General features: G+C 68.1%; 21 protein-coding genes. 11 read left to right on the top strand and 10 right to left on the bottom strand.

The window, feature by feature from the left end; genetic code table 11:
• Window positions 1-73: 73 nt before the first annotated feature.
• Window positions 74-706, top strand: coding sequence for a winged helix-turn-helix domain-containing protein (locus tag ASF98_RS09720; RefSeq protein WP_055800845.1), 633 nt, complete (start codon window positions 74-76; stop codon window positions 704-706).
• Window positions 699-1,391 (top strand): hypothetical protein, encoded by a 693-nt coding sequence (locus ASF98_RS09715; protein ID WP_055800842.1) that lies wholly within the window; start codon window positions 699-701, stop codon window positions 1,389-1,391. The genes ASF98_RS09720 and ASF98_RS09715 overlap by 8 nt, the downstream gene beginning before the upstream one ends.
• Window positions 1,392-1,507: 116 nt before the next feature.
• On the opposite strand, the gene yczR is transcribed toward ASF98_RS09715, so the two are convergent.
• Window positions 1,508-2,998, bottom strand: coding sequence for a MocR-like transcription factor YczR (gene yczR, locus ASF98_RS09710; RefSeq protein WP_055800839.1), 1,491 nt, complete (start codon window positions 2,996-2,998; stop codon window positions 1,508-1,510).
• Between the two features lie 61 nt (window positions 2,999-3,059).
• On the opposite strand from yczR, the gene yczE reads away from it, so the two are divergent.
• Window positions 3,060-3,716, top strand: coding sequence for a membrane protein YczE (yczE, locus tag ASF98_RS09705; protein ID WP_055802377.1), 657 nt, complete (start codon window positions 3,060-3,062; stop codon window positions 3,714-3,716).
• Here yczE and ASF98_RS09700 read toward each other — a convergent pair.
• From ASF98_RS09700 to ASF98_RS09690, 3 genes are all read right to left on the bottom strand, one after another.
• Entirely contained in the window at window positions 3,671-4,510 is an 840-nt protein-coding gene (locus ASF98_RS09700) for an Fpg/Nei family DNA glycosylase (RefSeq protein WP_055800836.1), read from the bottom strand. The two genes, yczE and ASF98_RS09700, sit on opposite strands and share 46 nt — an antisense overlap.
• Window positions 4,503-9,587, bottom strand: coding sequence for a DNA glycosylase AlkZ-like family protein (locus ASF98_RS09695; protein ID WP_055800834.1), 5,085 nt, complete (start codon window positions 9,585-9,587; stop codon window positions 4,503-4,505). Before ASF98_RS09695 ends, ASF98_RS09700 begins: the two co-directional genes overlap by 8 nt.
• Before the next feature lie 115 nt (window positions 9,588-9,702).
• On the bottom strand, window positions 9,703-11,205 hold the full coding sequence (locus tag ASF98_RS09690) for an FAD-dependent oxidoreductase (protein ID WP_082506783.1): 1,503 nt from the start codon (window positions 11,203-11,205) through the stop codon (window positions 9,703-9,705).
• Window positions 11,206-11,329: 124 nt separating this feature from the next.
• On the opposite strand from ASF98_RS09690, the gene ASF98_RS09685 reads away from it, so the two are divergent.
• Entirely contained in the window at window positions 11,330-11,800 is a 471-nt protein-coding gene (locus ASF98_RS09685) for a DUF4383 domain-containing protein (protein WP_055800828.1), read from the top strand.
• Window positions 11,801-11,822: 22 nt separating this feature from the next.
• Here ASF98_RS09685 and ASF98_RS24760 read toward each other — a convergent pair whose 3' ends face one another.
• On the bottom strand, window positions 11,823-12,212 hold the full coding sequence (locus tag ASF98_RS24760; protein ID WP_055800826.1) for a DUF4232 domain-containing protein: 390 nt from the start codon (window positions 12,210-12,212) through the stop codon (window positions 11,823-11,825).
• Between the two features lie 7 nt (window positions 12,213-12,219).
• On the opposite strand from ASF98_RS24760, the gene ASF98_RS24755 reads away from it, so the two are divergent.
• Complete coding sequence (locus ASF98_RS24755; RefSeq protein WP_082506825.1) at window positions 12,220-12,456, top strand: hypothetical protein; 237 nt, start codon at window positions 12,220-12,222, stop codon at window positions 12,454-12,456.
• A gap of 108 nt (window positions 12,457-12,564) precedes the next feature.
• On the opposite strand, the gene ASF98_RS09670 is transcribed toward ASF98_RS24755, so the two are convergent.
• Entirely contained in the window at window positions 12,565-13,350 is a 786-nt protein-coding gene (locus ASF98_RS09670; RefSeq protein ID WP_055800819.1) for a YcnI family copper-binding membrane protein, read from the bottom strand.
• A gap of 139 nt (window positions 13,351-13,489) precedes the next feature.
• On the bottom strand, window positions 13,490-14,122 hold the full coding sequence (locus tag ASF98_RS09665) for a hypothetical protein (protein WP_055800816.1): 633 nt from the start codon (window positions 14,120-14,122) through the stop codon (window positions 13,490-13,492).
• Window positions 14,123-14,531: 409 nt separating this feature from the next.
• On the opposite strand from ASF98_RS09665, the gene ASF98_RS09655 reads away from it, so the two are divergent.
• Window positions 14,532-14,870: a hypothetical protein gene (locus tag ASF98_RS09655; protein WP_055800810.1), complete on the top strand. Its 339-nt coding sequence runs from the start codon at window positions 14,532-14,534 to the stop codon at window positions 14,868-14,870.
• Window positions 14,871-14,955: 85 nt separating this feature from the next.
• On the opposite strand, the gene ASF98_RS09650 is transcribed toward ASF98_RS09655, so the two are convergent.
• Both ASF98_RS09650 and ASF98_RS09645 read right to left on the bottom strand, forming a co-directional pair.
• A complete protein-coding gene (locus ASF98_RS09650; protein WP_055800807.1) occupies window positions 14,956-16,329 on the bottom strand; it encodes an aspartate aminotransferase family protein in 1,374 nt (457 codons plus the stop codon).
• A 27-nt stretch (window positions 16,330-16,356) separates the two neighbouring features.
• Complete coding sequence (locus tag ASF98_RS09645) at window positions 16,357-17,844, bottom strand: CoA-acylating methylmalonate-semialdehyde dehydrogenase (protein WP_055800804.1); 1,488 nt, start codon at window positions 17,842-17,844, stop codon at window positions 16,357-16,359.
• A gap of 121 nt (window positions 17,845-17,965) precedes the next feature.
• On the opposite strand from ASF98_RS09645, the gene ASF98_RS09640 reads away from it, so the two are divergent.
• The 5 genes from ASF98_RS09640 (at window position 17,966) to ASF98_RS09620 (ending at window position 25,181) form a co-directional block, all read left to right on the top strand.
• A complete protein-coding gene (locus tag ASF98_RS09640; protein ID WP_082506782.1) occupies window positions 17,966-19,615 on the top strand; it encodes a PucR family transcriptional regulator in 1,650 nt (549 codons plus the stop codon).
• Between the two features lie 139 nt (window positions 19,616-19,754).
• Window positions 19,755-20,672: a LysR family transcriptional regulator gene (locus ASF98_RS09635; RefSeq protein ID WP_055800800.1), complete on the top strand. Its 918-nt coding sequence runs from the start codon at window positions 19,755-19,757 to the stop codon at window positions 20,670-20,672.
• Window positions 20,673-21,045: 373 nt separating this feature from the next.
• Window positions 21,046-22,452 carry an MFS transporter gene (locus tag ASF98_RS09630; RefSeq protein ID WP_235505749.1) on the top strand — a complete coding sequence of 469 codons (1,407 nt, stop codon included), beginning with the start codon at window positions 21,046-21,048 and terminating at the stop codon, window positions 22,450-22,452.
• A 42-nt stretch (window positions 22,453-22,494) separates the two neighbouring features.
• On the top strand, window positions 22,495-23,727 hold the full coding sequence (locus ASF98_RS09625) for a M20 family metallo-hydrolase (protein ID WP_055800797.1): 1,233 nt from the start codon (window positions 22,495-22,497) through the stop codon (window positions 23,725-23,727).
• Entirely contained in the window at window positions 23,724-25,181 is a 1,458-nt protein-coding gene (locus ASF98_RS09620; RefSeq protein WP_055800794.1) for an amidase, read from the top strand. The genes ASF98_RS09625 and ASF98_RS09620 overlap by 4 nt, the downstream gene beginning before the upstream one ends.
• A 4-nt stretch (window positions 25,182-25,185) precedes the next feature.
• On the opposite strand, the gene ASF98_RS09615 is transcribed toward ASF98_RS09620, so the two are convergent.
• Entirely contained in the window at window positions 25,186-25,776 is a 591-nt protein-coding gene (locus ASF98_RS09615; RefSeq protein ID WP_055800791.1) for an adenylate kinase, read from the bottom strand.
• Window positions 25,777-25,804 lie beyond the last annotated feature (28 nt).

Here is a 25,804-nt window from a genome sequence, read left to right as displayed (position 1 = left end):
CGTTCCGGCGAACTCGGCACCGACGGTAAAAAAGTTCTTGACAAATAAAATTGTCGGTGGCGATACTTAAAGCATGTTGGACATCGAAGTGATCGAGGACCCGGCGGCGGCGGAAGCCTCACTGGACCCCATCCGGACCCGCATTCTCCAGGAGCTTGCGGAGCCCGGCTCGGCCACCCAGCTCGCCGCGAAAGTAGGGCTGCCGCGGCAAAAGGTGAACTACCATCTCAAGGCGCTGGAGCGGCACGGCCTGGTGGAGCTGGTGGAGGAGCGCCGCAAGGGCAACGTCACCGAGCGCGTGCTGCAGGCCACGGCCGCTTCCTATCTCATTTCGCCGGCGGCCCTGGCCTCCGTGGCGCCGGATCCGCACCGTTTCGCGGACCGGTTCTCCGCCTTCTGGCTTCTGGCGCTCGCCGGGCGCATGGTCCAGGAAGTGGGGAAGCTGATTGCCGGGGCCGCGGCCGCACGGCAGAAACTCGCCACGTTCGCCATCGACGGCGAAATCACCTTTCGCACCGCCGCGGACCGGGCCGCGTTCGCCGAAGAACTCGGCGTCGCGGTTACCCGGCTCGTGGACAAGTACCACGACGGCGGCGGGACGGGCGGGCGGAAGCACCGGATCGTCGTCGCGCTTCACCCGGCACTCAAAGAACCAAAACAAACCACCCCGTCCGGGGAAAAGGAACAGGAGCAGGACAATGACTGACAACCGGAAATTCGAGATTGTTTACGACACCGAGCTGCCCGGCACCCCGGAGCGCGTCTGGGAAGCCGTCACCAACGGGACGCCCGGCTGGATGTTCCCCACGGACCAGTGGCCGGCCGTGAAAACCGTGGAGGAGTATCCGCAGCACCTGGTGTCGCGCATGGACGGACCGGACGGCTGGTTCAACCAGCTGGAGCACGTCCTGGAACCGCTCGACGGCGGCCGGGCCAGGCTGCATTACGTGCACAGCGGCATCTTCGCCGACAACTGGGACGAGCAGTACGACGGTGCCAGCAAGCACACCGAGTTCTACCTCCACACTCTGGGCCAGTACCTGGAATACTTCGACGGCCGGCCCGTGGTGTTCACGGACATCCAGGGTCCCGCGGCCTCGCAGGTCCCGGACGGCTTCGTGCAGCTGAAGAAGGCGCTGGGCGTGGATGCAGCCTCGCAAGGGGACACCTTTGATGTGGAGCTCGACGGCGTCGGGCGGCTGACGGGGCAGGTGGACTTCGCCAACGAGAACTTCCTGGGCCTGCGCACCGCGGACACGATGTACCGCTTCTTCGGCCGCAACGCCTTCGGCGCACCGGTGGGCATGACCGTCCATGACTTCAGCGGCGGCGGGGATTCCGAAACCACGGCGAAAGCCTGGGGCGACTACCTCGGGAAGGTCTACGCGTAGGCGGCCCGTCGACCCGCAAGACGCGACGCGCAAAATACCTGACGACACGCAAAGTGCCTGGGGCTACCGGAATACCGGCGCGTCAGGCATTTTGCGCGTCATAAATGGATGCCCGCTCAGGCGATGGCGACGCCGGGTGTGTGCCGGAGGCTGCGCCGGAGCTGCGGTGCGGCGTCGAGCTTCTCCTGGGCCGAGCGGAGCGCCCGCACCGCCGTCTCCAATTGCCCGGGCGAAAGAGTGAAGGGGAGGCGCAGGTAGTGCTCGAAAGCCCCGCCAACGCCGAAACGGGGTCCGGCAGCCAGCCTCACGCCGAAATCCGGGCCGATGACCGTAAGCGCCGTGCTGATCGGCGCCGGGAGCCGGCACCACACGCTCAACCCGCCGTCGGGCCGTTCCGGCTGCCAGTCGGGGAGGATGCCGCCGATCAGGTCCAGCAGCGCGGCCCGGTTCTCGCGAAGGTCTGCCAGCCGGGCCGGAAGCGGTTCGTCGAGGGACCGGACCAGGTGAGCCGCGGCCAGCTGTTCCACCACAGGTCCGCCCAGGTCCATGGTGGTGCGGGCTGCGGCGAAGCGCCGGATCAGCGAACTTCCGGCCCGTATCCAGCCTGTCCGCAACCCCGCCCAATGCGACTTGCTCAGGGAGCCGATGGTGACCACGTCCGGACTGAAGGCCGCCAGCGGGGCCGTGTCCACGGCGTCGAGGTTCAGTTCGCGCAGTGTCTCGTCCACCACCAGCACCGTCCCCGCAGCGGCTGCGGCCCGGACCAGGCGGCGGCGCTGGGGATCGGACATCAGCCGGCCCGTCGGGTTGTGGAAGTCCGGCACCACGTACGCCATCTTGGGGCGCTGCTGCATCATGGCGGCTTCCATGCCGGACACGTCCCAGCCGCGGCCGTGGGGGAGGGCGACCGGCACAGGCCTGCAGCCGCTGGCCCGGATGGCATCCAGTGCGTGCGGGTACGTGGGGTGGTCCACCAGCACTTTGTCCTGCCGGCCGGCCAGGGTGCGGAGCACGATGTTCAAGGCGTGCTGAGCGCCCGACGTCACCAGGATCTGGTCCGCCGTGGTGGGGACGCCGGCCTCCATGTATCGGGCAGCGATCGCCTCGCGGAGTGGGGCAATGCCAATCGCGTCGTAGCCAAAACCCGGCAGCAGGGCCGGCAGTTCCGTCAGTGCGGCGGCGAAGGCGCGGTGCACCACTTCGCCGCTGGCCGGCAGGGACGCATACGCGAGATCGAGCAGGCCCGGCGGGGCTGCCAGTCCCGGCGCGCCGGCCAGGGCGTTGGGGCTGATCAGCTCGGTTGCTCCCGGACCGCCTGCGCCTGCGGGCATCTGGCGGGGGATGCAGGTCCGGCCGCGGCTGCCCTGGCGGCTGCTCAGGAATCCCTGCTCGCGGAGGCTCGCATAGGCGGCCGTCACTGTGGTCCGGCTCACTCCCAGCGTTTCGGCCAGGGCGCGCTCGCTGGGCAGCGCCATATCCAAGGGGACGCGCCCATCCAGAACCAGGAGGCGTACGACGTCGGCCAGCTCGCGGTATGCCGGGGCGGCGCCGCGGTTCCATCCGCCCAGGAGGCGCATCAAGGCAGTGGGGTTCAGGGAGCCGGACATGTAGCCAGTATCTCAAACTGGATATGGATTGCAAGGCCAGTTCTGACGGAGGATGGACGTCATGATGACACGCAGACTCCTCCAACTGTTCACCGGCCTGGCCATGTACGGCATCTCGCTGGCCATGTTCATCCGCGCCGGCCTGGGCCTGGACCCCTGGGATGTCTTCCACCAGGGTCTTGCGGGAAAGACGGGCCTCTCCATTGGGGCGGTGGTGGTCATCGTGAGCTTCCTCGTCCTGCTCCTGTGGATTCCGCTCCGCCAGTGGCCCGGGTTCGGCACCTTGTGCAACGCCGTGCTGGTGGGGGTCTTTGCTGATGTCGGGCTGGCGCTGATTCCGGAGTTCTCACATCTGGGCGGCCAGATCGGCATGCTGGCGGGGGCGGTCCTGCTCAACGGGATCGCGTCGGCCTGTTATATTGGCGCACGTTTCGGCCCCGGCGCCCGCGACGGCCTCATGACCGGCCTGGCGCGGCGGACCGGGTGGTCGGTGCGGACGTCCCGGACGGGCATCGAAATCGTTGTCCTCGCAACCGGCTGGTTGCTGGGCGGATCCGTCGGAGTGGGCACGGTGGTCTACGCATTGGCCATCGGTCCCCTGGTGCAGTTGCTGTTGCCGCGGTTCACGGTGCCGGTGGCTTCCCGCCCGCTGCCGCCCGGGTCAGGCCCGGATCAGTCGGTTCCTGCCGGCGGCGGCTGGCAACTCGGGCACCAATAGATGTCCCGCTCTTCGGTGCCGGCCTGTGTGGCGAGCACCCCGTGGCGGATGGGCGTACCGCATTTCAGGCACGGCTGGTGCTCGCGGCGGTATACCCAGTATCCAGGCCGGCCGGCCATCCGGCCCACCGGCATTCCGCGCGGGTTAAGGACTGTGGTGCGCCGGCCCGGTCCGAGGTTGGCTTCCAGCAACTGTTTGGCGGTTGCCATCATGGCGGGCAGGTCGGTGACATCGGAGACCGGCGCGGCGGGGTGGATGCCGGACAGGAAGCAGGCCTCGCAGCGGTAGATGTTGCCGATGCCGGCGAGGTTGCGCTGGTCCAGCAGGGCCACGCCGATGGGAACCTCCGGCGCCGCGCGCAGCCGCCGTTCAGCCTCCTCCATGTCCCAGTCCGGCCCGAGCAGGTCCGGCCCGAGGTGTCCGACGACGGAGTCCTCGTCAGCCGTACGGACCACTTCCAGGATGCCGAGGGAAAACCCGACGGCGTCCGCGGTGGCTGTGCGGAGCACGCACCGGGCAGTGAACCCCGGTTTCCGCCAGCGTCCGCCGGGCGGGTAGACCTGCCATGCGCCTTCCATCTTCAGGTGCGAATGGATGGTCAGGCGTTCCTCAGCGGGACTTCGAAGGCGCATGAGGAGGTGCTTGCCGCGGGGCACCACCTCGTCCACGGTCCAGCCTGCCAGCTTCAGGGTGGCGAACCGGGGCACACGGAAATCGGAGGCTGTGAGCTGGTGTCCGGCCAGGGCCGCGTGAAGCTGCGCGGCCGCCCGCCAGACGGAGTCGCCTTCAGGCACGAATTCTCAGTCCTTTCGGGGTGGAATAAGCGCCGGCGTGGGTCAGGGCTGCGGCCACGGGCGTGTCCAGGATGCCGTGGCCGTTGACCTTCTCCATGATGAGCTTGTCCACGGCTCCGCGCCGGACTACCCCGACAAGCGCCGCCGCGGCGGCGGCCAGCACCTCCGGGTCGTCGTCGAAGGCGAGCAGCGTCTTGCCGCCGCGTTCCACGTAAAACGCCAACGCGCCGTCGACCATCACCACCAGGGCCCCGGCCTTCCGGCCCGGGCGATGGCCGCTGCCGGCTTCGACGTTGAGCGCGGGCCACGGGAGGGCGGCGCCGTAGGGGTTGGCGGGGTCCGTCGCGGCAAGCGCCAGGGCGACGGGCTCCGGCTTCGCCAGCTGCGAGTCCTCCGAGTACGAGCGCAGCCGGTCCACCGTGGCAGGAACCGCAAACTGGGCGGCGCCGAGGTGTTCAATGAAGTAGCCCCGGCGGCAGCGCCCGGCCTCTTCCAGCCTGGCGAGGACTTTGTACATCAGGCCGAATCCACCCAGAATGTTCTCCGCCATGACGGAACCGCGCGTCACGACGCCGTACCGGTCCAGCAGCAGTTCGGCCGTGGCGCGGGCGTGGATGGTGGGGTCCAGTTCCGGCGGCGGGAGGGCCGACCACCGTCCGGCCGCCAGCGGCGGGGTGGGAGCGGCGCCGGTCACGGACCCATAGCGTCCGCCGGTCAGCCCGGCAGATCCCATGAGGCCCGTGCCGTGGGCGCGTCCCAGCCTGCTCATGCGCGGTGCGCGAGCCCGCGGGGCCCGGGCTACCTGCCGGTGCGCTGTGTGGCCACCGGCGATCATGGCACGGACCGGAGCGAAGGTATCGCCGGTGATGCGGCCTGCCCACGCGAGGTCCCACAGGGCGGCCACCACATCCTGGTCGCTGAGCACGGAGTCCATACCGCCGGCAATGTCCTTCAGCTGGCGGAAGAAATAGCCGCCGCCGTTGTTCTGCAGGTGCTCCAGCAGCCGCCGCTGCGCGTCCCCGGGCTCGTAGTCCGGTGAAGGGTTGAGGGTGAGTTCGGCCGAGTCCGCGAGGTGCAGGCTCACCCAGCCGTCATTGCCGGGCAGCGCACCGGCGCCGGACCAGAGGACCTCTCCGGCGGCCATCAGTTCATCCAGCATGGCGGGCTGGTAGTCACTGATGCGGCCGGCGAGGACAAGCGGTTCCCATGCGGAGGCCGGAACCGGCACGCCGGAGAGCTGGTCGACGGCGGTAATGATGCCGTCCAGACCCCGCAGGGCGGACTGACCCCTGCCGCGTCCGGGGATCCGGACGTTTTGCCAGGCAGGGAGGAACCGTCCGTAGGCGGCGCCGTCCACCGGCTCCACTTCGGCCCGCAGCGCGGCCAGCGAGCGGCGGCGCAGTTTCCGCAGCACCTCGGCATCGCACCATTCACTGGTGCCGGCCAGTGTCGTGACCGAAGCGACCGGCGCAGCCGGGGCCGCAGCATCACCCGGTACTTCGGTTTCGAGGGCGGGTGCGGGCTGGTGTTCCGGCTGCGGGGCATGCGGCCGGAACTCGCCCTCCACCGCGCGGCCGTCCGCGGCGAGCCGCTTGAGCGCGGTGCTGACAACGGCGACGCCGAGTCCCAGCCGGGCCGCTGCTTCCGCTGCAGTGAACGGCCCGTGGGTGCGGGCGTAGCGGGAGACGAGGTCGCCCAGGGGATCGGCCACGGGCTCGATGAACGCCAGCGGCACCCCCATGGGCAGGGGCACACCGATGGCGTCCCGCAGGCGGGCGGCGTCCTCCACGGCCGCAAAGCGTTCGACGCCGCCGATGTTCACCTTGAGTGCGCGGTTGGCCCGCTGCAGGGCGGTGAGGTGGGCGACGGCGTCCGCTACGGCGGCGGGCTCAACCAGCGAGAGCGGGGCGGGCTCAACCGCCGGGGCAGGCCCAGCCGCCGGTTCCAGCCGCGCCGCCACTTCGTCGGGCGTCAGCGGTCCGAGGAGGCGCAGCAGGTCCGCGACTCCCTCCATGCCCCGCACCCGGCGGTCCGGGGCTAGCCGCTGCAGTTCACGCTCGGTGGCTTCGATGACCTTGGCGTCCAGCAGTTCGCGCAGCTCCACCCGGCCCAGGAGCTCGTTGAGCAGGGTTGAATCCAGGGCCAACGCGGCAGCCCGGCGCTCCGCAAGGGGCGAATCGCCCTCGTAAAGGAACTGGGCCACGTAGCCGAACAGCAGGGACTTCGCGAACGGGGAGGGCTGCTGGGTGGTGGTCTGGAGGATCCGCAGTTCGCGCCGCTCAATGGACGCCGCGATGTCCTTCAGTGCCGGGAGATCGTAGACATCCTGCAGGCATTCGCGCACGGTTTCCAGCACGATCGGGAACGTGGGATACTTCCGTGCCACGTCCAGCAACTGCGCGGACCGCTGGCGCTGCTGCCACAGGGGCTGCCGCTTCCCAGGGTTCTGCCGGGGCAGCAGCAGCGCCCGGGCAGCGCACTCGCGGAAGCGCGAGGCAAAGAGGGCGCTGCCGCCCACTTCCGCTGTGACGATCTGCTCAAGCTCGTCGGGTTCGAAGAGGAACAGCTCGGCGCCCGGCGGTTCGTCCTCCATCATGGGCACCCGCAGCACAATGCCGTCGTCCGCGGCCATGGCGGAGCCGTCCATCCCGTAGCGCTGGTGCAGCCGCTGGCCCACGGCGAGGGCCCAGGGCGCATGTACAGGCATGCCGAACGGGCTGTGCAGCACCACCCGCCAGTCGCCCAGCTCGTCATGGAACCGCTCCACCACCAGCGTGGTGTCGCTGGGGACCACTTCGGTGGCGAGCTTCTGTTCGGCGAGGTACTGGATCAGGTTGTTGGCGGCGAAGTCGTCCAGGCCGCTGGCTTTGCAGCGCTCGGTGGCGGGGCCGACGTCGGACGCGGACAGTTCGCGGACGAACGCGCCGAGGGCGCGGCCCAGGTCAACCGGCCGGCCCAGCGAATCGCCTTTCCAGAACGGGAGCTTGCCCGGCTGGCCGAAGGCCGGGGAAACAAGGACGCGGTCGTGCGTGATGTCCTCGATCTTCCAGCTGGTGGCGCCCAGGGCAAAGATATCTCCCACCCGGGATTCGTAGACCATTTCCTCGTCGAGTTCGCCCACGCGCCGACCGCCCTTGGCGGCGGAAGCACCCGGGCTGGCAGCTTTGCCCTCGCTGGACGGCGACGAGGAGCCTTCCACCTCGGTGCCGATGATGTAGACGCCGAACAGTCCGCGGTCCGGAATGGTACCGCCGGATGTCACGGCGAGCCGCTGCGCCCCGGGGCGGCCTTCGATGGTGCCGGCATTGCGGTCCCAGATGATCCTCGGCCTGAGCTCGGCGAATTCGTCGGACGGGTAGCGGCCGGCCAGCAGGTCCAGGGTGGCCTCGAACGCCGAGCGGGGGAGGGACGCGAACGGGGCCGAGTGGCGGACAGTGGAGAACCATTCCTCCACGTCGATGGAGCCCAGCGCGGTGGCGGCCACTGTCTGCTGCGCCAGGATGTCCAGCGGGTTGGCGGGAACGCTGAGCCGTTCGATCTTGCCGCCCAGCATGCGTTCCACGGTGATGGCGGTGTGCACGAGGTCGGCGCGGTGCTTGGGGAACAGGACGCCCTGCGAGACTTCACCCACCTGGTGACCTGCGCGGCCCACCCGCTGCAGCCCGCTGGCCACGGACGGCGGCGACTCCACCTGGACCACCAGGTCCACGGCGCCCATGTCGATTCCAAGCTCAAGGGAGGACGTGGCAACAACGCACCGCAGCCGGCCCGACTTGAGGTCGTCTTCGATCAGCGCACGCTGGTCCTTGGAGACGGAGCCGTGGTGCGCCCGGGCCAGGACGGGGTCGGCGCCCGCGGTGCTGCCTGCCTGTGCCATCATGTGCGCGGGGGTTGCCGTGGACGTCGGAGTGCCGGCCTCCGCTGCCGGCACTCCGGCCGGTCCATCAGCTGGCGCTCGGCCGGGTCCACCCGCCGGCCCGCCGGCTGGCACCGCTTCGAAATCCTGTGCCCCGGCGCCGAATTCTCCCCAGCCGCCCGCCGCCACCAGCTGGCGTTCGGCATAGATCTCGTTGAGGCGTGCCGTCAGCCGTTCAGCCAGGCGGCGCGAGTTGGCGAACACGATAGTGGACTGGTTGGCCATCACCAGGTCCACAATCTTTTCCTCAACATGCGGCCAGATGGATGCCTGCGGCTGCAGCCCGGAAGCGGGCCCGGAATCAAAGGCGCCGGCGGCCCCCTGCAGATCGGACATGTCCTCCACCGGCACGGAAACCGTCAGGTCCCAGTTCTTCTTCGACGGCGGTGCCACGATTTCCACCGGTGCGGAACCGGCCAGGAACTGGGCCACGAGTTCGCGGGGCTCCACAGTGGCCGAAAGGCCGATCCGCTGCGCGGGCTCGGGCAGAAGTGCGTCCAGGCGTTCCAGCGAGACGGCCAGGTGCGCGCCGCGCTTGGTGCCGGCAACGGCGTGGACCTCATCCACGATGATGGTGTCCACCTCGGCCAGTGTTTCCCGGGCCCTGGACGTGAGCATCAGGAACAGTGATTCCGGGGTGGTGATGAGGATGTCCGGCGGGTGGCTGAGCAGCGCGCGGCGGTCCGCCGTCGTCGTATCTCCCGAACGAACGCCCACGGTGATCAGCGGGGCTGGCAGGCCCAGCCTTTTGGCGGTCTGGGTGATCCCAATGAGCGGCGCGCGGAGGTTGCGTTCGACGTCGACGCCAAGCGCCTTCAGCGGCGAAATGTACAGGACGCGTGTTTTACGCTTGGGCGCCTTCGGCTTCCTGCCTTTGGCTGCCGGGTCGAGACCCGGCAGGGCTTCCGGCTCGGCGGGAGCGGATGACTGGAGGCGGTCGAGCGCCCAGAGGAATGCCGCCAGGGTTTTGCCGGATCCTGTCGGGGCGACCACCAGCGCATGCGAACCGGACGAGATGGCCTGCCAGGCGCCGATTTGTGCAGGCGTCGGTGCCGAAAAAGCGCCGAGGAACCACTCCCTGGTGGACTCGCTGAACCTGTCCATGGTCCGCGCGGACGGTGTCTCACCTAATGCGCCGCCGGCGGGCTCCTTCCCCTGCATTCCTCCATCATGCCTTACAGCACTGACACTATTGGCGGCACGTTTCATCGCACCGTTCGCTGCACCGGGCACGCCGCCGTCCGGCGGCACCGGCAGCGGGGCCGGTTCCGCCGGGTCAGTCAATCTGGCGGAGGTTCCGGGTGGCTGGTCCTTCCAGCACCGTCCCGTCGCTGCTGAAGCGGGAGCCGTGCAGCGGGCAGTCCCAGGACTTTTCGCTGTCGTTCCAGCGCACGATTCCGCCCAGATGCGTGCAGACGGCGGACAGTTGGCATCGGACGCCGTCGACGGTGGACACGGCTACGGGTTTCCGGCCGCGACGGGTCACCAGGCCTGCCCCCTCAGGCGGTGGCTCGCGCGACTCATCCAGGCGCTTGAGTCCCACCTGCCCCCAGTCCCGTGCCACGGTGGCCGCAACGGCAGCATTAATGGAGACCGCGGAGGCGGCCCCGGCCGGGGACGTGACCCGGTGGTGGATGATGCTGGCCCAGGGGAGCCGCGTGCCGAGGATGTCGGCGGTGATGTCCAGCGCCGCACCCACGGCGTTGGTCATGCCCCATTTGTTGTAGCCGGTGGCGAAATAGACCCGGCCCTGCCCCCGCGGGAGCTTGCCGAAGAACGGCATCAGGTTGGTGGCCTGGTAGTCCTGCGCGGACCAGGAGTGGGTGAGGCTGGCACCCGGGAACTGGGCCGTTGTCCATTCAACCAGAGTGTCGAGGTAGGCCTGCGCTGACCTGGCGCGGCCCACAGGGTGACCGTTGCCACCCACCAGGATCAGTCGGCGGCCGTCGCCGGGGTAGTCGCGCAGGGAACGGACCGGCTGCTCAACCGAAAGGAACATGCCGTCCGGCACGGCGGTTGTCCCAGGCAGTTCGAATGACGCCGCATAGGACCGCAGGGCCTTGAGCTTGGCGAAATAGAGCCCGCGGTCCAAGACTGGTGTGCCGGTGGCGAGCACTACCTCCCGGGCGTGAACAGGGCCGTGATCGGTCTGGACTACCGCCGGCCCCGGCCCGGTCAGTCCCCGGAGCCCGTTCAGCCGCACGCCGGAGACGATCTGTCCGCCGTGCGAGCGGACGTCGTCCACCAGGGCGTCGATGACTTCCAGGGGATGAATCTGGGCCTGTCCGCGAAGACGGACGGCACCTTTGACAGGGAAGGGCAGCCCAGGATCGGTAACGTACTCGGCCTCAAGGCCGGCGGCCCGGGCAGCGGCCAATTCGAGGCGGAGGGTTTCGGTTCCGTCCGTGGAGGTGGCGTAGGTGTAGGCATCGCGATGCTGGAACGGCACACTCCGCTCTGCCATGTACCGGAGCAGCCATGCCTGGCCTTCGCGGTTCATCTCGACGTAGGCACCCACCACTTTCTCTGAATATTGGTGGCGCAATGCCGAGAGCACGGTTCCCTGCAGCAGGGAAACCTTCGCGGTGGTGTTGCCCGTGGTGACAGCGCCCGGGCTCCGGGCTTCGACAACCAGCACTTTCTTGCCGGACCGGGCCAGCAGCAAAGCGGCCACCAGCCCGGTCAGCCCGGCCCCTGCCACCACGGTGTCAACCGTGCTGCGGGGATGGAACTGGTCGCTGCGGAAGGAGTGGTTACGGTCCAACCAAAGCGAGGTCACAGTCCTGCCTGCCTTTCCCGGTCCCCGAAGACCCATGCCGTGGCGCTAGCGGGGGACTCCGAAGGGGTTCATAAGTAGACTTATCATGTCATGAGCAGCGTGACCGGGGAACAGGAGCGGCACCATGAAAACATCCGAAGCCGCCAGGGCCCGATTCGGTTTGCGGAAGAACGTCCAGAAGTCATCACTTATCGCGGGGGTGACGGTATTTGTGCTGGGCGTGCTGGGTTTCATCCCGGGCATCACCGCAAACTACGGCACGCTGGCGTTTGCCGGACACGGCTCGGAGGCCATGCTCCTTGGCGTCTTCCAAGTGTCCGTCCTCCACAACCTCATCCACTTGCTGTCAGGAGTGGCAGGTGTGCTGATGTCACGGCGTCCGTTGCCGGCCCGGAATTTCCTCATCGGCGCGGGGGTCGCCTACATGGTCCTTTGGACCGTCGGGCAGTTCCTGGCAATGGACTCGCCCGTGAACATCCTTCCCGTGAACAGCGCCGACAACTGGCTGCACCTCTTTCTGGGCATGGCGCTGATCGGGTTCGGGGTTGCGTTCTCCCGCGATGCGCCCGCAAAGTTGCGGGAATCCCGGGCGTAGGTTCGGGAAGTCCCGGCAGGCCCTACCGGGCGTGGAATGCCCCGATGGTCAGCAGTTCGATCGCGTCGTTGCTGCATGCGGTCCGGGGTTCGGCGAGGAACAGCGAGGCGGTCTCCTCCGGCGGATAGATCCGGTAGCCGGCAGCCTCCGTAGGCGTGCAGTCGGTGTAATTTCCTGCCTGCGTGTAGCGCATGTCCGCGGCTCCGGCCTGCCCCGGAGCAAGCAGGACGTCCGCAACGGGCGAGGACCCGTCCTGCCGGGCGGGGGCACCGATGGGGGCGCCGTTGGCGTCTGCGGTGAGGGACACTCCCGGGAAGCCCCGCAGAAGGCAGGGTTCGGTCCCCGAGTTGGTAAGGATGAGCTTGGAATAGACGCTGCCGGCGGCGCCGCCACCTGAGGAATCCGATGACACCGTCAGGTTGGCTGCCTTGCACCGTGACGGTCCCGTGGACGACGGCGACGTCGCGGACGAGGACGACGCCGGAGTGCTGGCCGCCTGGCTGCCGGCCGGGGTGGACGTGGCGGGCGGGGCGCTGGAAGTGGAAGCGCCCGCGGAGGTTCCCTGGGGCTGCGGCTGGCTGGGCCCGCATGCGGTGAGCAGGAAGGCGGCGGCCGCAACCGCCGTCGCGATGGCAAGTCCGTTTTTGATTGGCTGAGACCTCATGGGTCACACTTTATGCCCGCCGTTGCCTGAGTCAACGATGCCACGACCGCTGCAGCGGATTGATGCCCGGATTGTGACTTCCGGGCACCAATCCGGTGCGCTACTTTCCGGGTTCCGAGGGGGTTCCTGAAGCGGCGGCTGCGGCGGGTTTCCGGCTGCGCATCAGCGCCACCCCGCCCAGGGCGAGTCCTCCGACGCCGGCCACCAGGCCCGCCCAGCTGCGTGCCTGGGATCCGTCGTCCGCGCCGGAGCCCGTCACCGAGGAGGCCTGGGCGGTGTCTGCCGCGGTGTCTGTCGACGCCGACGCATGGCTGCCGTGTCCGTCCGCCGCGGCGGCCGTGACGGTGAGCGAGGGCGCAGGCGCCTTGAGCGAGTGCGGGTCCTGGCCGTCCTTGGCGATCTCGGACCAGTCCGTCTGCCCCTGTTCACAGTTTTGCAAGGTGGGGAAATGGAGGGTCTTGCCGGCGGCGTCGGGGAGCTTGACCGAGAGCACCAGGGCGTCCCGCAGCTCGGGGTTCAGCGGAGCCTTGGCGGTGTAGACAATCTTGCTGGTCCGCTTGGTGATGGTGGCGCCGTCGGCCAGCTTCTTCGGTTCCGGCAGCTGTTCCACGACCTTTTCCACGGTCCAGTTCGGGTTCACCGTGGGCTGGGCGTCGTTGAGTTCACCGGGCAGCGTGATGGTCACTTTGGTGGTGCCGAAATCGTCGCAGCCGTGCGGGATCCCGAAGGTGAGCAGTGCGTAGGAGTTGGCGTCGGTCTTGTCCGGTGTGACGCCGACGTGTGCGGAGGCAGCCGTGACTCCCGCCAGCATGAGGGCTGCGGTGCCGCCGGCCGCAGCCGTAACGGAGAGGGTGCGGCGGAAGGACATGCGTGAAGACTTTTTCATTGGGGGCCTTTCAAGGGTGCACGTCTCGCAGGGGCGGTGCACAAAACTAAGGATTGGGCGTCCGGGCGACTGTCGGACACCGCCCGGAAACGGACGGATCAGCAGGCAGGGCGGAGCCGGGAAAAAAGTGTCAGGAAAGTTAAAGCACGACGACGGCGGGTGGGCCGCGCAGGCAGTCGGCCCTGAGGTTGCGCCAGGGGAGGGGAGCGGAGTCCGCCGGCCAGCCGGCGGCGGCAGGTGCCGCGACGGCGTCGGGCATGGCCGCTTCGGGGAGTTGAATGAGGGGCCGGAGCCACGCCGCAAGCGACCACAGGGCAGCTTCGCCCTTGGCCAGCAGGAGGGCGCAGGCGAGCGTGGCCAGGGCGTGTCCGGCCAGCATCAGGCCGGCAGTCCAGACGGAATCGAACTGGTGCAGGTGGCTGGCGGTGCTGCCGGCGGTGTCCAGCGTGATGCCTGGCGGCCATGCAGTGGAGTGGTGTCCCGGGGCAGCGGGCTGTCGGGTGCCGGCCGGAGAGCTGAAGGCGCTGAACGCCTCATGGAGGACCAGTTGCCCGGCTCCCAGGAGCGAAGCCATCGCGGGGAAGTCCAGTTTGAGCCGGGTGGCCGCGGTGGCTGCCAATCCGGTGAGGGCCAGGACGGCTGCCATGATGCCGGGTGCCGGCAGTTCGCCGCCGCCAAGGACGTGGGCTGCAGCTGCGAGGGTAACTATCGTCGCGGCGACCATGGCCGCGCGGAGGGAATGGAAAGGAGTCCGGGCATGGTGAGTGCGCACGGAGTCCTCCCTCGGTTCGGTTCGTTGCCTGTAATTCTAGCGGGGGAAAGGTGATAGCCCGGCTAGTCTGTTTCGGGGCCCGAGCAATAGTGGCAGTCGTCGTCGCAGTGCGTGGTGCCGGAGGTGGCCTGCTGCGCGGCGTCCGAGCCTGTAGTGCTGCTCACCGAATTGTCCTGCAAAGTCACGATGGTCCCCGATGCCGTTTCTGAAGCCTGGTTGATTCCCGGTGCCGTCAACTGGTGGTCAGCGCCGACCTGATCCATCTAAGCCGCCGGCAGCGGGGCCACTCAATGGATGAAGTGCCGAGGCGGGGCGGAGCGAATTGTGCAGGCGCCCAGCAACCCCTTATGCCGCACCCGGAGCCCGGCCTAGACTGCTGGCATACGCAGCCAACCTCAAGGAGACAACCATGGACTATGCAGGTACGGGCAACGAGAAAGCGGTTGCGGCGGGCGAGCTTAACCGGACGCACGTCGGGCACACGGTCAGCTTCCAGCCGGACGAGTTCACGCTGGTGTTCGGCCGGATCGGGGCTATTGCGCGCAAAGAGGGCGGGGTAACCATCGCGCTGGACGGCGTTGACGGCGCGGGCGGCCTGCAGTCCCATTACAGCCTGCCTCCGACGCAGGATGTCTACGTCCAGCCGGACATGCTCACGAATACGGAGTCCACCATCAAGGATCTCTTCGGCAAGGTCCAGGACAACCTGCGCGGCCACAAGGGGGACCAGCGCCCCGACGCTCCGTAGCCTGGACGCTCCGTAGCCGCCGGGGCCCGGGTCCGTCGGTAAGGGAACCCGGGCCCGGCTAGTGGACGGCCCACGGCGGGAGCGGTCAGGCGATGGCCTGATCGGCGATGTGCAGGACGTCGTCGAGGATTGCCAGGCCGGCCCCGATGTCCTGCACGCTGGTGTTGCACGGCGGGACCACGTGGATCCGGTTGAAGTTGGCGAACGGCAGCAGGCCCCTGGATTTGCACGCCGCGACGAGCTCGTTCATCACCGGGCTGGAGCCGCCATAGGGTGCCAGCGGCTCCCGCGTGCTCCGGTCCTTGACGAGCTCGATGGCCCAAAACACACCGGTTCCCCGGACCTCCCCCACTGCGGGGTGCCGTTCGGCGAAGCCGGCCAGTGCAGGGCCGATGACGGTTTCGCCCAGGAACGCGGCATGTTCCACGATGCCCTCGCGTTCCATGGTACTGATCGTGGCGACGGCGGCTGCTGTGGCCAGTGGGTGTCCGGAGTACGTGAGGCCGCCGGGGTACGCGCGCTTCCCAAAGGTCGCGGCGATTTCGGGGCTGATGGCCACACCGCCGAGCGGGACGTATCCGGAGTTGACGCCTTTCGCGAAGGTCAGCAGATCCGGAACGACGTCGAAATGTTCAACCGCGAACCACTTGCCGGTGCGTCCGAAACCGGCCATGACCTCGTCAGCGATGAACACGATGCCGTGCCTGGTGCACAGATCCCTGACGCCCTGCAGGTAGCCGGGCGGCGGCATGTAGATGCCGGCGGTCCCCGGAACGGATTCCAGGATCAGCGCCGCAATGGTGGCGGGCCCCTCCAAGCTGATCAGCTGCTCGAGGTGCTCCAGCGCTCGCTGGCTTTCCTCCTCTTCCGTGGTCGAGTGGAACGCAGTGCGGTAGAGGTAAGGCGGGAAGAAATGGACCGTGCCCGTGCTGCCGGTGTCGCTCGGCCAGCGGCGGGGGTCGCCGGTGAGGTTGACCGCGAGCTGGGTGCCGCCGTGGTAGGAGCGGTAGGCGGAGAGGACCTTGTGGCGGCCGGTGTGGAGCCGGGCCATGCGGACGGCGTGTTCGTTGGCGTCCGCGCCGCCGTTGGTGAAGAAGATCCGGTCCAGTTCCCCGGGCGTGCGTTCGGCGATGAGCCGGGCCGCTTCGGACCGGGCGTCATTGGCGTAGCTCGGGGCAATGGTGCACAGCTTTGCGGCCTGCGCCGCGATGGCCGCGACGACGGCGGGGTGCTGGTGCCCGATGTTGGTGTTGACCAGTTGGGAGGAGAAGTCGAGGTACTTGTTGCCGTCGCCGTCCCACACGTGCGAGCCCTCGGCCGCGGTGATGACCATTGGATCGAGCGTGTCCTGGGCGGACCAGGAGTGGAAGACGTGCTTGCGGTCCAGCTCGTAGGCGCGGCGGGCCGACCCGGCGTCCCCGGACAGGGGCAGGACGCCGCTTTCAATCGTGGAAGTCATGACTGTTCCTTTCGAAGGAGCGCCGGGTCAGGCGTTCTGCGGGAAGCCGAGGTTGATGCCGCCGTGGCTGGGATCGAGCCAGCGGGACGTGACCGCCTTGCCGCGGGTGAAGAAGCCGACGCCCTCGGTGCCGTGGGCGTGGGTGTCGCCGAACAGTGAGTTCTTCCAGCCGCCGAACGAGTAGTAGGCCATCGGGACCGGGACGGGGACGTTGATGCCCACCATGCCCACCTCCACTTCGTTCTCGAAGCGGCGGGCCGCGCCGCCGTCGTTCGTGAAGATCGCGGTGCCGTTGCCGTACGGGTTGCTGTTGATCAGCTCGAGGGCCTGGTCATAGGTCTCCACCCGGACCACGGAAAGGACCGGGCCGAAGATCTCGTCCTGGTAGATGGACATGTCGGTGGTGACGTTGTCGAAGAGGGTGGGGCCGACGAAGAAGCCTTCGCCTTCGGCGTCCGGGGAGATGGTGCGGCCGTCCACGACGATCGTGGCGCCGGCCGCTTCGCCGGCGTCCACGTAGCCGGCAACCTTGTCCCGGTGCTGGGCAGTGACCAGCGGACCCATGTCGCAGCCGCGCAGGCCGTCGCCGGTTCGCAGCGAATTGGCGCGCTGGGCAATCTTGGCCACGAGGTCGTCCGCGATGTCGCCCACGGCCAGAAGCGCCGAGATCGCCATGCAGCGCTCGCCGGCGGAACCGAAGCCGGCGTTGACCGCGGCGTCGGCCGCGAGGTCCAGGTCGGCGTCGGGCAGCACGATCATGTGGTTCTTGGCACCGCCGAGGGCCTGGACCCGCTTACCGTGGGCCGTGGCTGTCTGGTAGACGTACTTGGCGATTGGCGTGGAACCGACGAAGGAAACGGCCTTCACGTCAGGGTGGGTGAGGAGGGCGTCCACGGCCACCTTGTCGCCGTGCAGGACGTTGAAAACGCCGTCCGGCAGCCCGGCTTCCTTCCACAGCTCGGCCATCCAGTTGACGGCCGTCGGGTCCTTTTCGCTCGGCTTGATGATGACGGTGTTGCCGGCGGCGATGGCGAGCGGAAAGAACCACATGGGGACCATGGCCGGGAAGTTGAACGGGCTGATGATGGCCACCGGGCCGAGGGCCTGCCGGACGGAGTGGACATCCACCTTCGTGGAGGCGTTTTCGGTGTAGCTGCCCTTGAGCAGGTGCGGGATGCCGCAGGCGAACTCGACCACTTCCTGGCCTCGGGTCACCTCGCCCAGGGCATCGTCGAGGACCTTCCCGTGTTCCGAAGTGATAATCGCGGCTAGCTCGTCCTTGCGGGAGTTGAGCAGCTCCCGGAACGCGAAGAGGACCTGCGTGCGGCGGGCGAGGGACGTGTCGCGCCAGGCCGGGAACGCGGCTTTCGCGGCGGCGATGGCGGCGTTGCTGTCCTCGGTGCTGGCCAGTGCCACCTGCGCGGTGACTTTTCCGGTGGCCGGGTTGGTGACGGGCGCGGTGCGCTCGCCGACCGGGACGTAGCTGCCGTTGATCCAGTGCTCGACGATGTTCAAGGAATCTCCTCAGGTGGTGGCTTGTGGTCGCTTCATGCGTTGCGTCTAGTCTGTCGCCGGCGGACTGCAGCCGTAAGGGGCGATGTGTAAAGAAAAACGTGACCGCCGTTACACTATGTAAATGCTGCCAACCCTCCGCACGATTCTGGGCCTCCCCGTGCTTCGCGCTGCCTCGCCGCAGATCCTCGGCGGCGCAGCCGGCCTCGATGCACCGGTGCGCTGGGTCCACGTCAGCGAGTTGCTGGACATTTCCAGCCTTCTTTCCGGCGGTGAGCTGGTGCTTACCACCGGACTGGAGCTGGAGAAGGAGCCGGACGCCACGGCGTCGTTCATCCGGTCCCTGGAGGAGTCCTCGGCCGCCGGGCTGATCGTCGAACTGGTGGGGGAACGGGGCCGGAGCCTGACGGCGCTCCATGCGGCGGCGAAGGCATGCACGCTGCCCGTGGCCGTGGTGCAGCGGCGGGTGCGCTTCGTCGAGGTCACCGAGGTGGTGCACCGGATGATCGTGGCGGAGCAGCTCGAACGCGTGGAACGCGCCCGCGATGTCCACGAGGCGTTCACGGTCCTCAGTCTGGAGAGCGCCGGCACGGAGCGGGTGGTGGAGCAGGCTGCCGGAATGATCGGAGCGCCGGTGGTGCTGGAGGACCTGTCCCACCTGGTCCTCGCCTATTCGGCGCAGGGCCTTGCCACCACAGAGCTACTGCATGACTGGGAGCGCCGCTCCCGGACCGCGCCCTCGTCCGGGAGAAAGGTACGCACCGGACCGGAGAACTGGCTGCAGGTTCCGGTGGGTGTCCGGGAGCAGCTGTGGGGACGGCTGGTCCTTCCGGCAACCCCGGACGACGAGGAGACCGCGGCCATGGTGCTTGAGCGCGCGGCACAGACCCTCGCCATCAACCGGCTCGCCGAACGGGACCGGCGCGAGCTCGGCCAGCAGGCCCAGGCCGGGCTGCTCAACGCGCTGCGCCACCCGCGGGGGCTCAGCGAAGCGGAAGCCCTGGCGCGCGCCGGCGCCCTGGGGCTGAAACGCTCGCCGCTCTATGTGCCGATCGTCTATCGCATGGGCGCGTCCGCGCCGGCTGCAGCAACGTCCCGCGATCCGCTCGCCGGCCAGCAGGAGGAACGCGTCCTCCTGGAATTACTGTCCAAGGTGGTCAAGTCCACGGCGGGCAGCGCGCTGACCGCCAGCATCCAGTCCGGGTCGGTGGGCATGATCCTCGCGCTCCCAGCGAAGCAGCTTGAAGACGCCACCCTGCAGCGGCTGGCGGACGCGCTGGCGGCACAGGCAGCGGACGACGGCGGCATCCGCCGGCGGGGGGCAGCGGCGCCGGCCTGGACCATCGGCGTCGGACGCCTGCGGACGTCCCTGCTGGAGGCAGCGGCGGGAATTGATGAGGCTGCCCACGTCGCCGAAACGGCGGCGACGCTGAGGGGCACTAAACCGTTCTACCGGGCCACCGACGTCCGGCTACGCGGGCTGCTGGCCCTCCTGCGCAATGATCCGCGCGTCCAGCAGTTCGTGGAGTCTGAACTGGAAAGCCTCCTGCAGGCCGAGGCCCGGGGGAGCGCCGGGCACCTGGACCTGCTGGGCCAATACCTCGAATCCGGCGGAAACAAGGCGGCACTGGCACGGAGCGGCTACCTGAGCAGGCCGACGCTGTATGCCCGGCTTGCCAGGCTGGAGGAGCTCCTGGCTGTGGACCTTGATGACGCTGAATCCCGGACCTCGCTGCACGTCGCCCTCCTGCTCCACCGGCTCCGGATGCCGTGATCCCGGCCCCACCCGACCACCCCCTTATGGAGTCTTTGTCCAGATAACGCGACTTCGACGCCCTTTTGGGCGCGCGATCTGGACAAAAACTCACCCGATCCCGAACGCGGCCGACGCCGCAGAATGCGAACCTTGACGGATGGCTAAGCCCTTTACCCTGACCCAGCTGCGGTATTTTGCGGTGGTAGCGGAGCTCGAAAACATGACGGCGGCCGCGGACCGGTTGCTGGTGACCCAGTCCACCCTGTCCACGGCCATGGCCCAGCTTGAAGCGAGCCTGTCCACCCAGCTGTTTGTGCGCCTCCGGACCAAGGGGCTACGGCTCACGCCGACCGGCCGGCAGCTTGCCCAGGACATCAAGGTGCTGCTGGAGCACGCTGATTCGCTCTACGAATCCGCCCGCGGCCTGGCTGCCAGCCTGGTGGGTGAGCTCAAGGTCGGCGTGTTTGCCCCGTTGGCGCCCTTCAGGCTGCCGGCGATCCTCCAGACGTTCGAGGTGCAGCACCCGGGCGTTGAAGTGTCCTTCCTGGAAGCCGACCTGGCCAGCCTGCAGACGGCCCTGCTTGAAGGCCAGTGCGACGTGGCACTGACCTACGGCCTCGGCCTCGGGCGCGGCTTCACGCACCAGGTGCTGGAACGCGTCCCGCCGCACGTGCTGGTCCATGCCGAGCATCCCGCCGCGGCGCGGCCCGAGAAGACCATTTCACTCAAGGAGCTCGACGGCGAACCCTCCGTGGTGTTGGACCTGCCGCACAGCCGGGAGTACTTCGAGCAGCTCTATGTCATTGCAGGCGTGGTGCCAAAGGTCCGCCACCGCTTTGCCGGGTATGAGACCGTCCGGTCATTTGTGGCAAAGGGGCACGGTTACGCATTGCTGAATCAGCGGCTCCACAGCGATATGACCTATTCCGGGGGCAAGGTGGTGGCGTTGACGCTGACGGACAATTTCCCGCCCATCGAGGTGATGCTGGTCCGCCCCGAGGGAGTGCAGCCAACCCGGCGGGCGCTGGCTTTCGAGGAAACCTGCCTCAGGCTCTACGGGGCGTCCCGCAACTGACCGTGCATGGCCGGATACGCCGCCTTCGTCCGGCTTCCTCTCGCGGCTTTGGTATTGGCAAAATCGATCGATTTCTCAAAAACAATCAATTGGACAGATGTGAACGGGATCACACACAGTTGATGCAACCGGGTGGATCCGGGGATCCTCCAGCGGTGACAACCCCGCAAAAACGGCTTTGGCCGAAACCCCAAAGCGACCTGACCATGTTGATCAAAGGAGATTCAATGGTTCCGAATCACACACAATGTGTCCGAAGCATGTCCGGACCGGTGTATCGCAGCAACAGTGCGGCAACGTCCGCGGAAAATTCTTCAAACTCCCGTAACGCGGCATCGGGTACCGGAAACACGGCGAACCTAGCGTGGCTCTCATGACCATCAACGACATAAAGAACCAGCCGCAGCCGGCCGCGGAGTCGGGCCTCGACACATCCGCTGCGGGCCCCGCCGGCGCCGGCACCGCAACCCTCGAGAAGGACACCGCCCGCCTCGGAACCGGGCAGCCAGGCACCACCAAGATGCAGAAGCGCGTTCTGCTGGGCGGAAGCATCGGCCAGTTCATCGAGTTCTACGACTTCACCCTCTACGGCCTCACCGCCGTGATCTTCTCTCAGCTGTTCTTCCCCGGCAGCAACCCCGTCGCTGCCCTGCTGGCCACCTTCGCCACGTTTGGCGTCGCGTTCGTGGTCCGGCCCATCGGCGGCCTGTTCTTCGGCGCCCTCGGCGACAGGATCGGCCGCCGCCGCGTCCTGACCATCACGCTGGTTGCCATCGGCGGCGCCACCGCCCTGATGGGACTCCTGCCCACCTACGGCCAGATCGGCGCCTGGGCTCCTGCCCTGCTGGTGCTCTGCCGCCTCGTCCAGGGCTTCTCGGCCGGCGGCGAATCCGTGGGTGCGCCGTCCTTCGTATTCGAGCACGCCCCGGTCAACAAGCGCGGATTCTGGCTCAACATCACCATCGCCGCCACCGCCCTGCCCTCCGTGGTTGCCGGCACCATGATCCTGGTCCTCAGCCAGTCGATGCCCAACGAAGCTTTCATGGCGTGGGGCTGGCGCCTGCCGTTCCTGCTCGCCCTGCCGCTGGCACTCTTCGGCGTCTGGATCCGCAGCCGCACGGTGGAAAGCGACTCGTTCAATGAAGCGAAGGCGGCGCGGACCAAGGAATTCAGCCCCGTCCGCGAGGCATTCCGCGAGAACCGCCTCCGCATGGTCCAGGTCATCTTTGTGATGGGCCTGACAGCCATGGGCTTCTACTTCCTCTCGGCCTACTTCGTCTCCTACGTGCAGACCACCGGCCACCTCAGCCGCGAACAGTCGCTCATGGTGAACGCCGCGGCGCTGGCCCTCTACGCCATTCTCCTTCCGATCGGCGGCCGCCTCGGGGACCGCTTCGGCCGCAAGCCGATGCTCATCGCCGGCTCCCTCGCCCTCGCCATTCTGTCCGTGCCGAGCTTCATGCTGGTGACCAGCGGCAGCCTGCCCCTGGCCCTGCTGGGACAGTCCCTGTTCGTGGTGGCGCTCTGCATCTACGGCGGCGGTTGCTACACCTTCTTCGTCGAGATCTTCACCACCCGCACCCGCTTCACCTCGGCGGCCATCAGCTACAACGGCGCCTACGCCCTCTTCGGCGGCACCGCACCGTTCATCGGCACCGCCCTCGTCGGAGGAACCGGAGTGCCGCATGCGCCGGGCTTCTACATGGCGGCCGCAGCCGTCGTCGTACTCCTCCTGGTGCTGTTCACGAAGGTGCCCGAAACCCGCGGACGCATGGGCTAAGCCCTACCCGCCCTCTTCACAGCAATACACAAAGGACTTCCCATGAATTCAGCAGCTTTCCTCTCCGACTTCCACCACGTAGCCACCATCGGCGCCACCCCCAACAACGGCGTCGACCGCCAGGCGGCCACGGCCGAGGACGCGCAGACGCGCGACTGGTTCGCCGCCTGGGTGCACGACGCCGGGTGGGAACTTCGCGTGGACGGCATCGGCAACATGTTCGGGCTGGTGGAGTGGACGCCGGGTGCACCGTACGTGCTGATCGGCTCGCACCTGGACAGCCAGCCGCTGGGCGGCCGCTTCGACGGCGCCTACGGCGTGATCGCAGCACTGCACGCGGCACGCCGGCTGGCTGCGGAGGTTGCGGAGGGCGGTGCAGCGCCCCGCTTCAACCTCGCAGTGGTGAACTGGTTCAACGAGGAGGGCGGCCGGTTCGCACCGAGCATCATGGGAAGTTCTGTCTTCGCCGGCCTGCTGGAGCGGGAGCGGATGCTCGACGTCCGGGACCTGCAGGGCGTCACTGTCCGCGAGGCCCTGGATGGCATCGGATACCTGGGTGCCGCCGAAGGACCGGACGTGGCGGGCTACGCGGAGATCCATATTGAACAGGGTCGGATCCTGGAGCGCGAAGGCATCAACATCGGCCTGGTGGACAGCAGTTGGTACACGCAGAAGCTGGACATCGAGGTGCTGGGGGAGCAGTCCCACACGGGTGCCACCGCTATGGCCGACAGGCACGACGCCCTGGTGGCGGCATCGAAGATCATCCTGATGGTGCACGACGTCACCGGCGACTTCGAGGACGAGGCCCTGGTTTCCTCCGTGGGCCAGCTGACCTTGGAACCGAACTCCCCGATCGTGGTGGCACGCAGGGTGCACCTCGTGGCGGACCTGCGCTCGGGCGACCCGGGGATCGTCCAGGCCGCCCGGGCCACCCTGCTGGAGAAGATCGAGGTCCTGGCCCGCGAACACGACATCAAGGTCAACGTAAAGGACTTCGACATCCGCCCCATCCGCCGCTTCCCCGAAGCCGGCCTCGAGCTGGCCGACAAGGTCGCAGCCAACCTGGGGCTGTCCGCTCGGCGGATCCAGACCATGGCCGGCCACGACTCCGTCGCGATGAACACGGTGGCGCCATCCGTCATGCTGTTCATCCCCAGCGTGGACGGTGTCTCGCACTGCGAACGCGAGTTCACCACGGACGAGGACATGGTGGCCGGTGTCGACATGCTGACCGGTGTGGCGCGGGAGCTCGTTGGCGGAGCGCTGGCGTGACGGAGCTGCACTACCTCGACGCCGCCACGGCTCTGCGGCTCTTCCGTACCAGGGAGCTCTCCCCGGTGGAGCTGATGGAAGCCGTGATGGCACGGACCGAAGCCGTCAACGGGGAAATCAACGCCCTGACGGAAACGCTCTTCGAGGAAGCCCTGCCCGCGGCCCGGCAAGCGGCCGCCAAGTACGCCCGCGGCCGGGACCTTACACCGCTGCTGGGTCTGCCGGTTGCAGCCAAGGAGAAGCACGGGCTCAAGGGCCGGAGGCTTTCGCAGGGGCTCGTGGCACGGAAGGACGAGCTGGCTGCGGAGGACCATCCGGTCATCGACCGGATCCGGCGTGCCGGCGGGATCGTCCACACCCGCACCACCACTCCCGAATACAGTTGCGCCACTGTCACCCACAGTCCGCTGTGGGGAGTCACCCGAAACCCGTGGAACCTGCACTTCTCGCCCGGGGGATCCTCGGGCGGTTCGGGGGCCGCCCTGGCCGCCGGGCTGGCTCCGCTGGCCACGGCCTCAGACATTGCCGGCTCAACCCGGCTGCCGGCGTCGTTCACGGGAACGGTGGGCTACAAGGCGCCGTACGGGCGGATCCCCGGACTGGCGCCCCTGTCCGCCGACCACTACCGCGGCGACGGGCCCATGGCCCGGACCGTCGCGGACACCGCCCTGCTGGCCAACGTCATGGCGGGAAGGCACCCGGGGGACCACACCTCACTCGCGGACTCGCCCGGGATGGCGGTCCCGGGACGGGAAACGCCCGACGGCGGGACTTCCGTCGCGGAGTCCGTCGCCGGGATGCGAATCGCCTTGTGCATCCGCCTGGGGAACTATCCGGTGGCGCCCGACGTCGAGGCCAACACGCGCGCCGTGGCAGACGCTTTGCGGGACGCAGGAGCTGTCATTGAGGAGATCGAACTGCCGTGGACCACGGAGTCCATCAGCCGCACGATGTTCACGCACTTCGGTTACCTGCTCGGCCCGGCCATGGAGGACGAAACCGAGGGGGCAACGGAACTCCTGGCCCCCTACACCCGCCGCTTTATGGCGGACGCCCGGCGGGCGTCCGAAGAAAACCGCTACCTGGACGGCGTCCGCGCCGAGACCCGCCTGCAGGCTGAGCTGGCCGCCGCGATGGCCGGTTTCGATGCCCTGATCTGCCCCGCGTCCGCCGTAGCGGCCCTGGATGCGGACGGCATGTACCTTGGGGGGATCGACGCCGGCGGGCTGCAGCTCGAGCACTACTGGCAGGGGCACATGACCGCGCCGTTTAATATCGCCAACCGCTGTCCGGTGCTGGCTGTGCCCAGCGGCATGGCGGACTGCGGCATCCCCACGGGCGTGCAGGTCGTGGGGCACCCCTACGACGACGCCACGGTGTTCACAGTGGGTGCGGCCGTGGAGGCGTTGCGGCCCTGGGCGGCGAGGCGGCCGGACATTCTGGCGATGGCGTAGCGGCTCACTCGGGCACAGCTGAAGGGAATGACTCCCGGAGTGCCGCGAGCAGTTGGTCGAAGACCTCGTCCTCGCTGCCCATGCCGTCCACGCTCAGGAGGATCCCGCGCGCTGAGTACATCGCGGCCACCGGCTCGGTCTCGCGGTAGTACAGCTTCAAGCGGTGCCGGATCACATCCTCGGTATCGTCGCTGCGACCGGTCAATGTGGCTCGTTGGAGGACGCGGCGGACGAGTTCGGTATCGTCCGCCGTCAATTGAAGTGCCACATCCAGGGACTGCCCGCTGGCGGTAAGCATGGTGTCCAGTTCAGCCAGCTGAGAGGTGTTGCGGGGATACCCGTCCAGCAGGAATCCGTCCCGCACGTCGTCCTGCTCCAGGCGGTCCCGCACCATGCGGTTTGTCAGGCCGTCCGGCACTAGGTCGCCGCCGTCCAGATGCTCCTTGACCTCCTGACCAAGCGGCGTCAGGTTCTTCACATGTTCGCGGAAGACATCTCCGGTGGACACCCCGGTGATGCCCAGGTGCCGTGCCAGGCGGTCCGCCTGGGTACCTTTCCCGCAGCCGGGAGGACCAATAATCAGCATTCGCAGCATCGAGTCCACTCCTTGGTGCTGTTGACGG

This window comes from Arthrobacter sp. Leaf337 (assembly GCF_001423745.1).
In the GTDB taxonomy this organism is placed as follows: Bacteria; Actinomycetota; Actinomycetes; order Actinomycetales; family Micrococcaceae; genus Arthrobacter.
This window is presented reverse-complemented; position numbering and strand designations above follow the sequence as displayed.

What these genes read in the sequence shown, in the direction of transcription:
- ASF98_RS09720 (WP_055800845.1), top strand. Translation starts at nt 74, where the DNA reads ATGTTGGACATCGAAGTGATCGAGGACCCGGCGGCGGCGGAAGCCTCA.
- ASF98_RS09715 (WP_055800842.1), top strand. Translation starts at nt 699, where the DNA reads ATGACTGACAACCGGAAATTCGAGATTGTTTACGACACCGAGCTGCCC.
- yczR (WP_055800839.1), bottom strand. Translation starts at nt 2,998, where the DNA reads ATGTCCGGCTCCCTGAACCCCACTGCCTTGATGCGCCTCCTGGGCGGA.
- yczE (WP_055802377.1), top strand. Translation starts at nt 3,060, where the DNA reads ATGATGACACGCAGACTCCTCCAACTGTTCACCGGCCTGGCCATGTAC.
- ASF98_RS09695 (WP_055800834.1), bottom strand. Translation starts at nt 9,587, where the DNA reads ATGCAGGGGAAGGAGCCCGCCGGCGGCGCATTAGGTGAGACACCGTCC.
- ASF98_RS09685 (WP_055800828.1), top strand. Translation starts at nt 11,330, where the DNA reads ATGAAAACATCCGAAGCCGCCAGGGCCCGATTCGGTTTGCGGAAGAAC.
- ASF98_RS09670 (WP_055800819.1), bottom strand. Translation starts at nt 13,350, where the DNA reads ATGAAAAAGTCTTCACGCATGTCCTTCCGCCGCACCCTCTCCGTTACG.
- ASF98_RS09655 (WP_055800810.1), top strand. Translation starts at nt 14,532, where the DNA reads ATGGACTATGCAGGTACGGGCAACGAGAAAGCGGTTGCGGCGGGCGAG.
- ASF98_RS09650 (WP_055800807.1), bottom strand. Translation starts at nt 16,329, where the DNA reads ATGACTTCCACGATTGAAAGCGGCGTCCTGCCCCTGTCCGGGGACGCC.
- ASF98_RS09640 (WP_082506782.1), top strand. Translation starts at nt 17,966, where the DNA reads ATGCTGCCAACCCTCCGCACGATTCTGGGCCTCCCCGTGCTTCGCGCT.
- ASF98_RS09635 (WP_055800800.1), top strand. Translation starts at nt 19,755, where the DNA reads ATGGCTAAGCCCTTTACCCTGACCCAGCTGCGGTATTTTGCGGTGGTA.
- ASF98_RS09630 (WP_235505749.1), top strand. Translation starts at nt 21,046, where the DNA reads ATGACCATCAACGACATAAAGAACCAGCCGCAGCCGGCCGCGGAGTCG.
- ASF98_RS09625 (WP_055800797.1), top strand. Translation starts at nt 22,495, where the DNA reads ATGAATTCAGCAGCTTTCCTCTCCGACTTCCACCACGTAGCCACCATC.
- ASF98_RS09615 (WP_055800791.1), bottom strand. Translation starts at nt 25,776, where the DNA reads ATGCTGCGAATGCTGATTATTGGTCCTCCCGGCTGCGGGAAAGGTACC.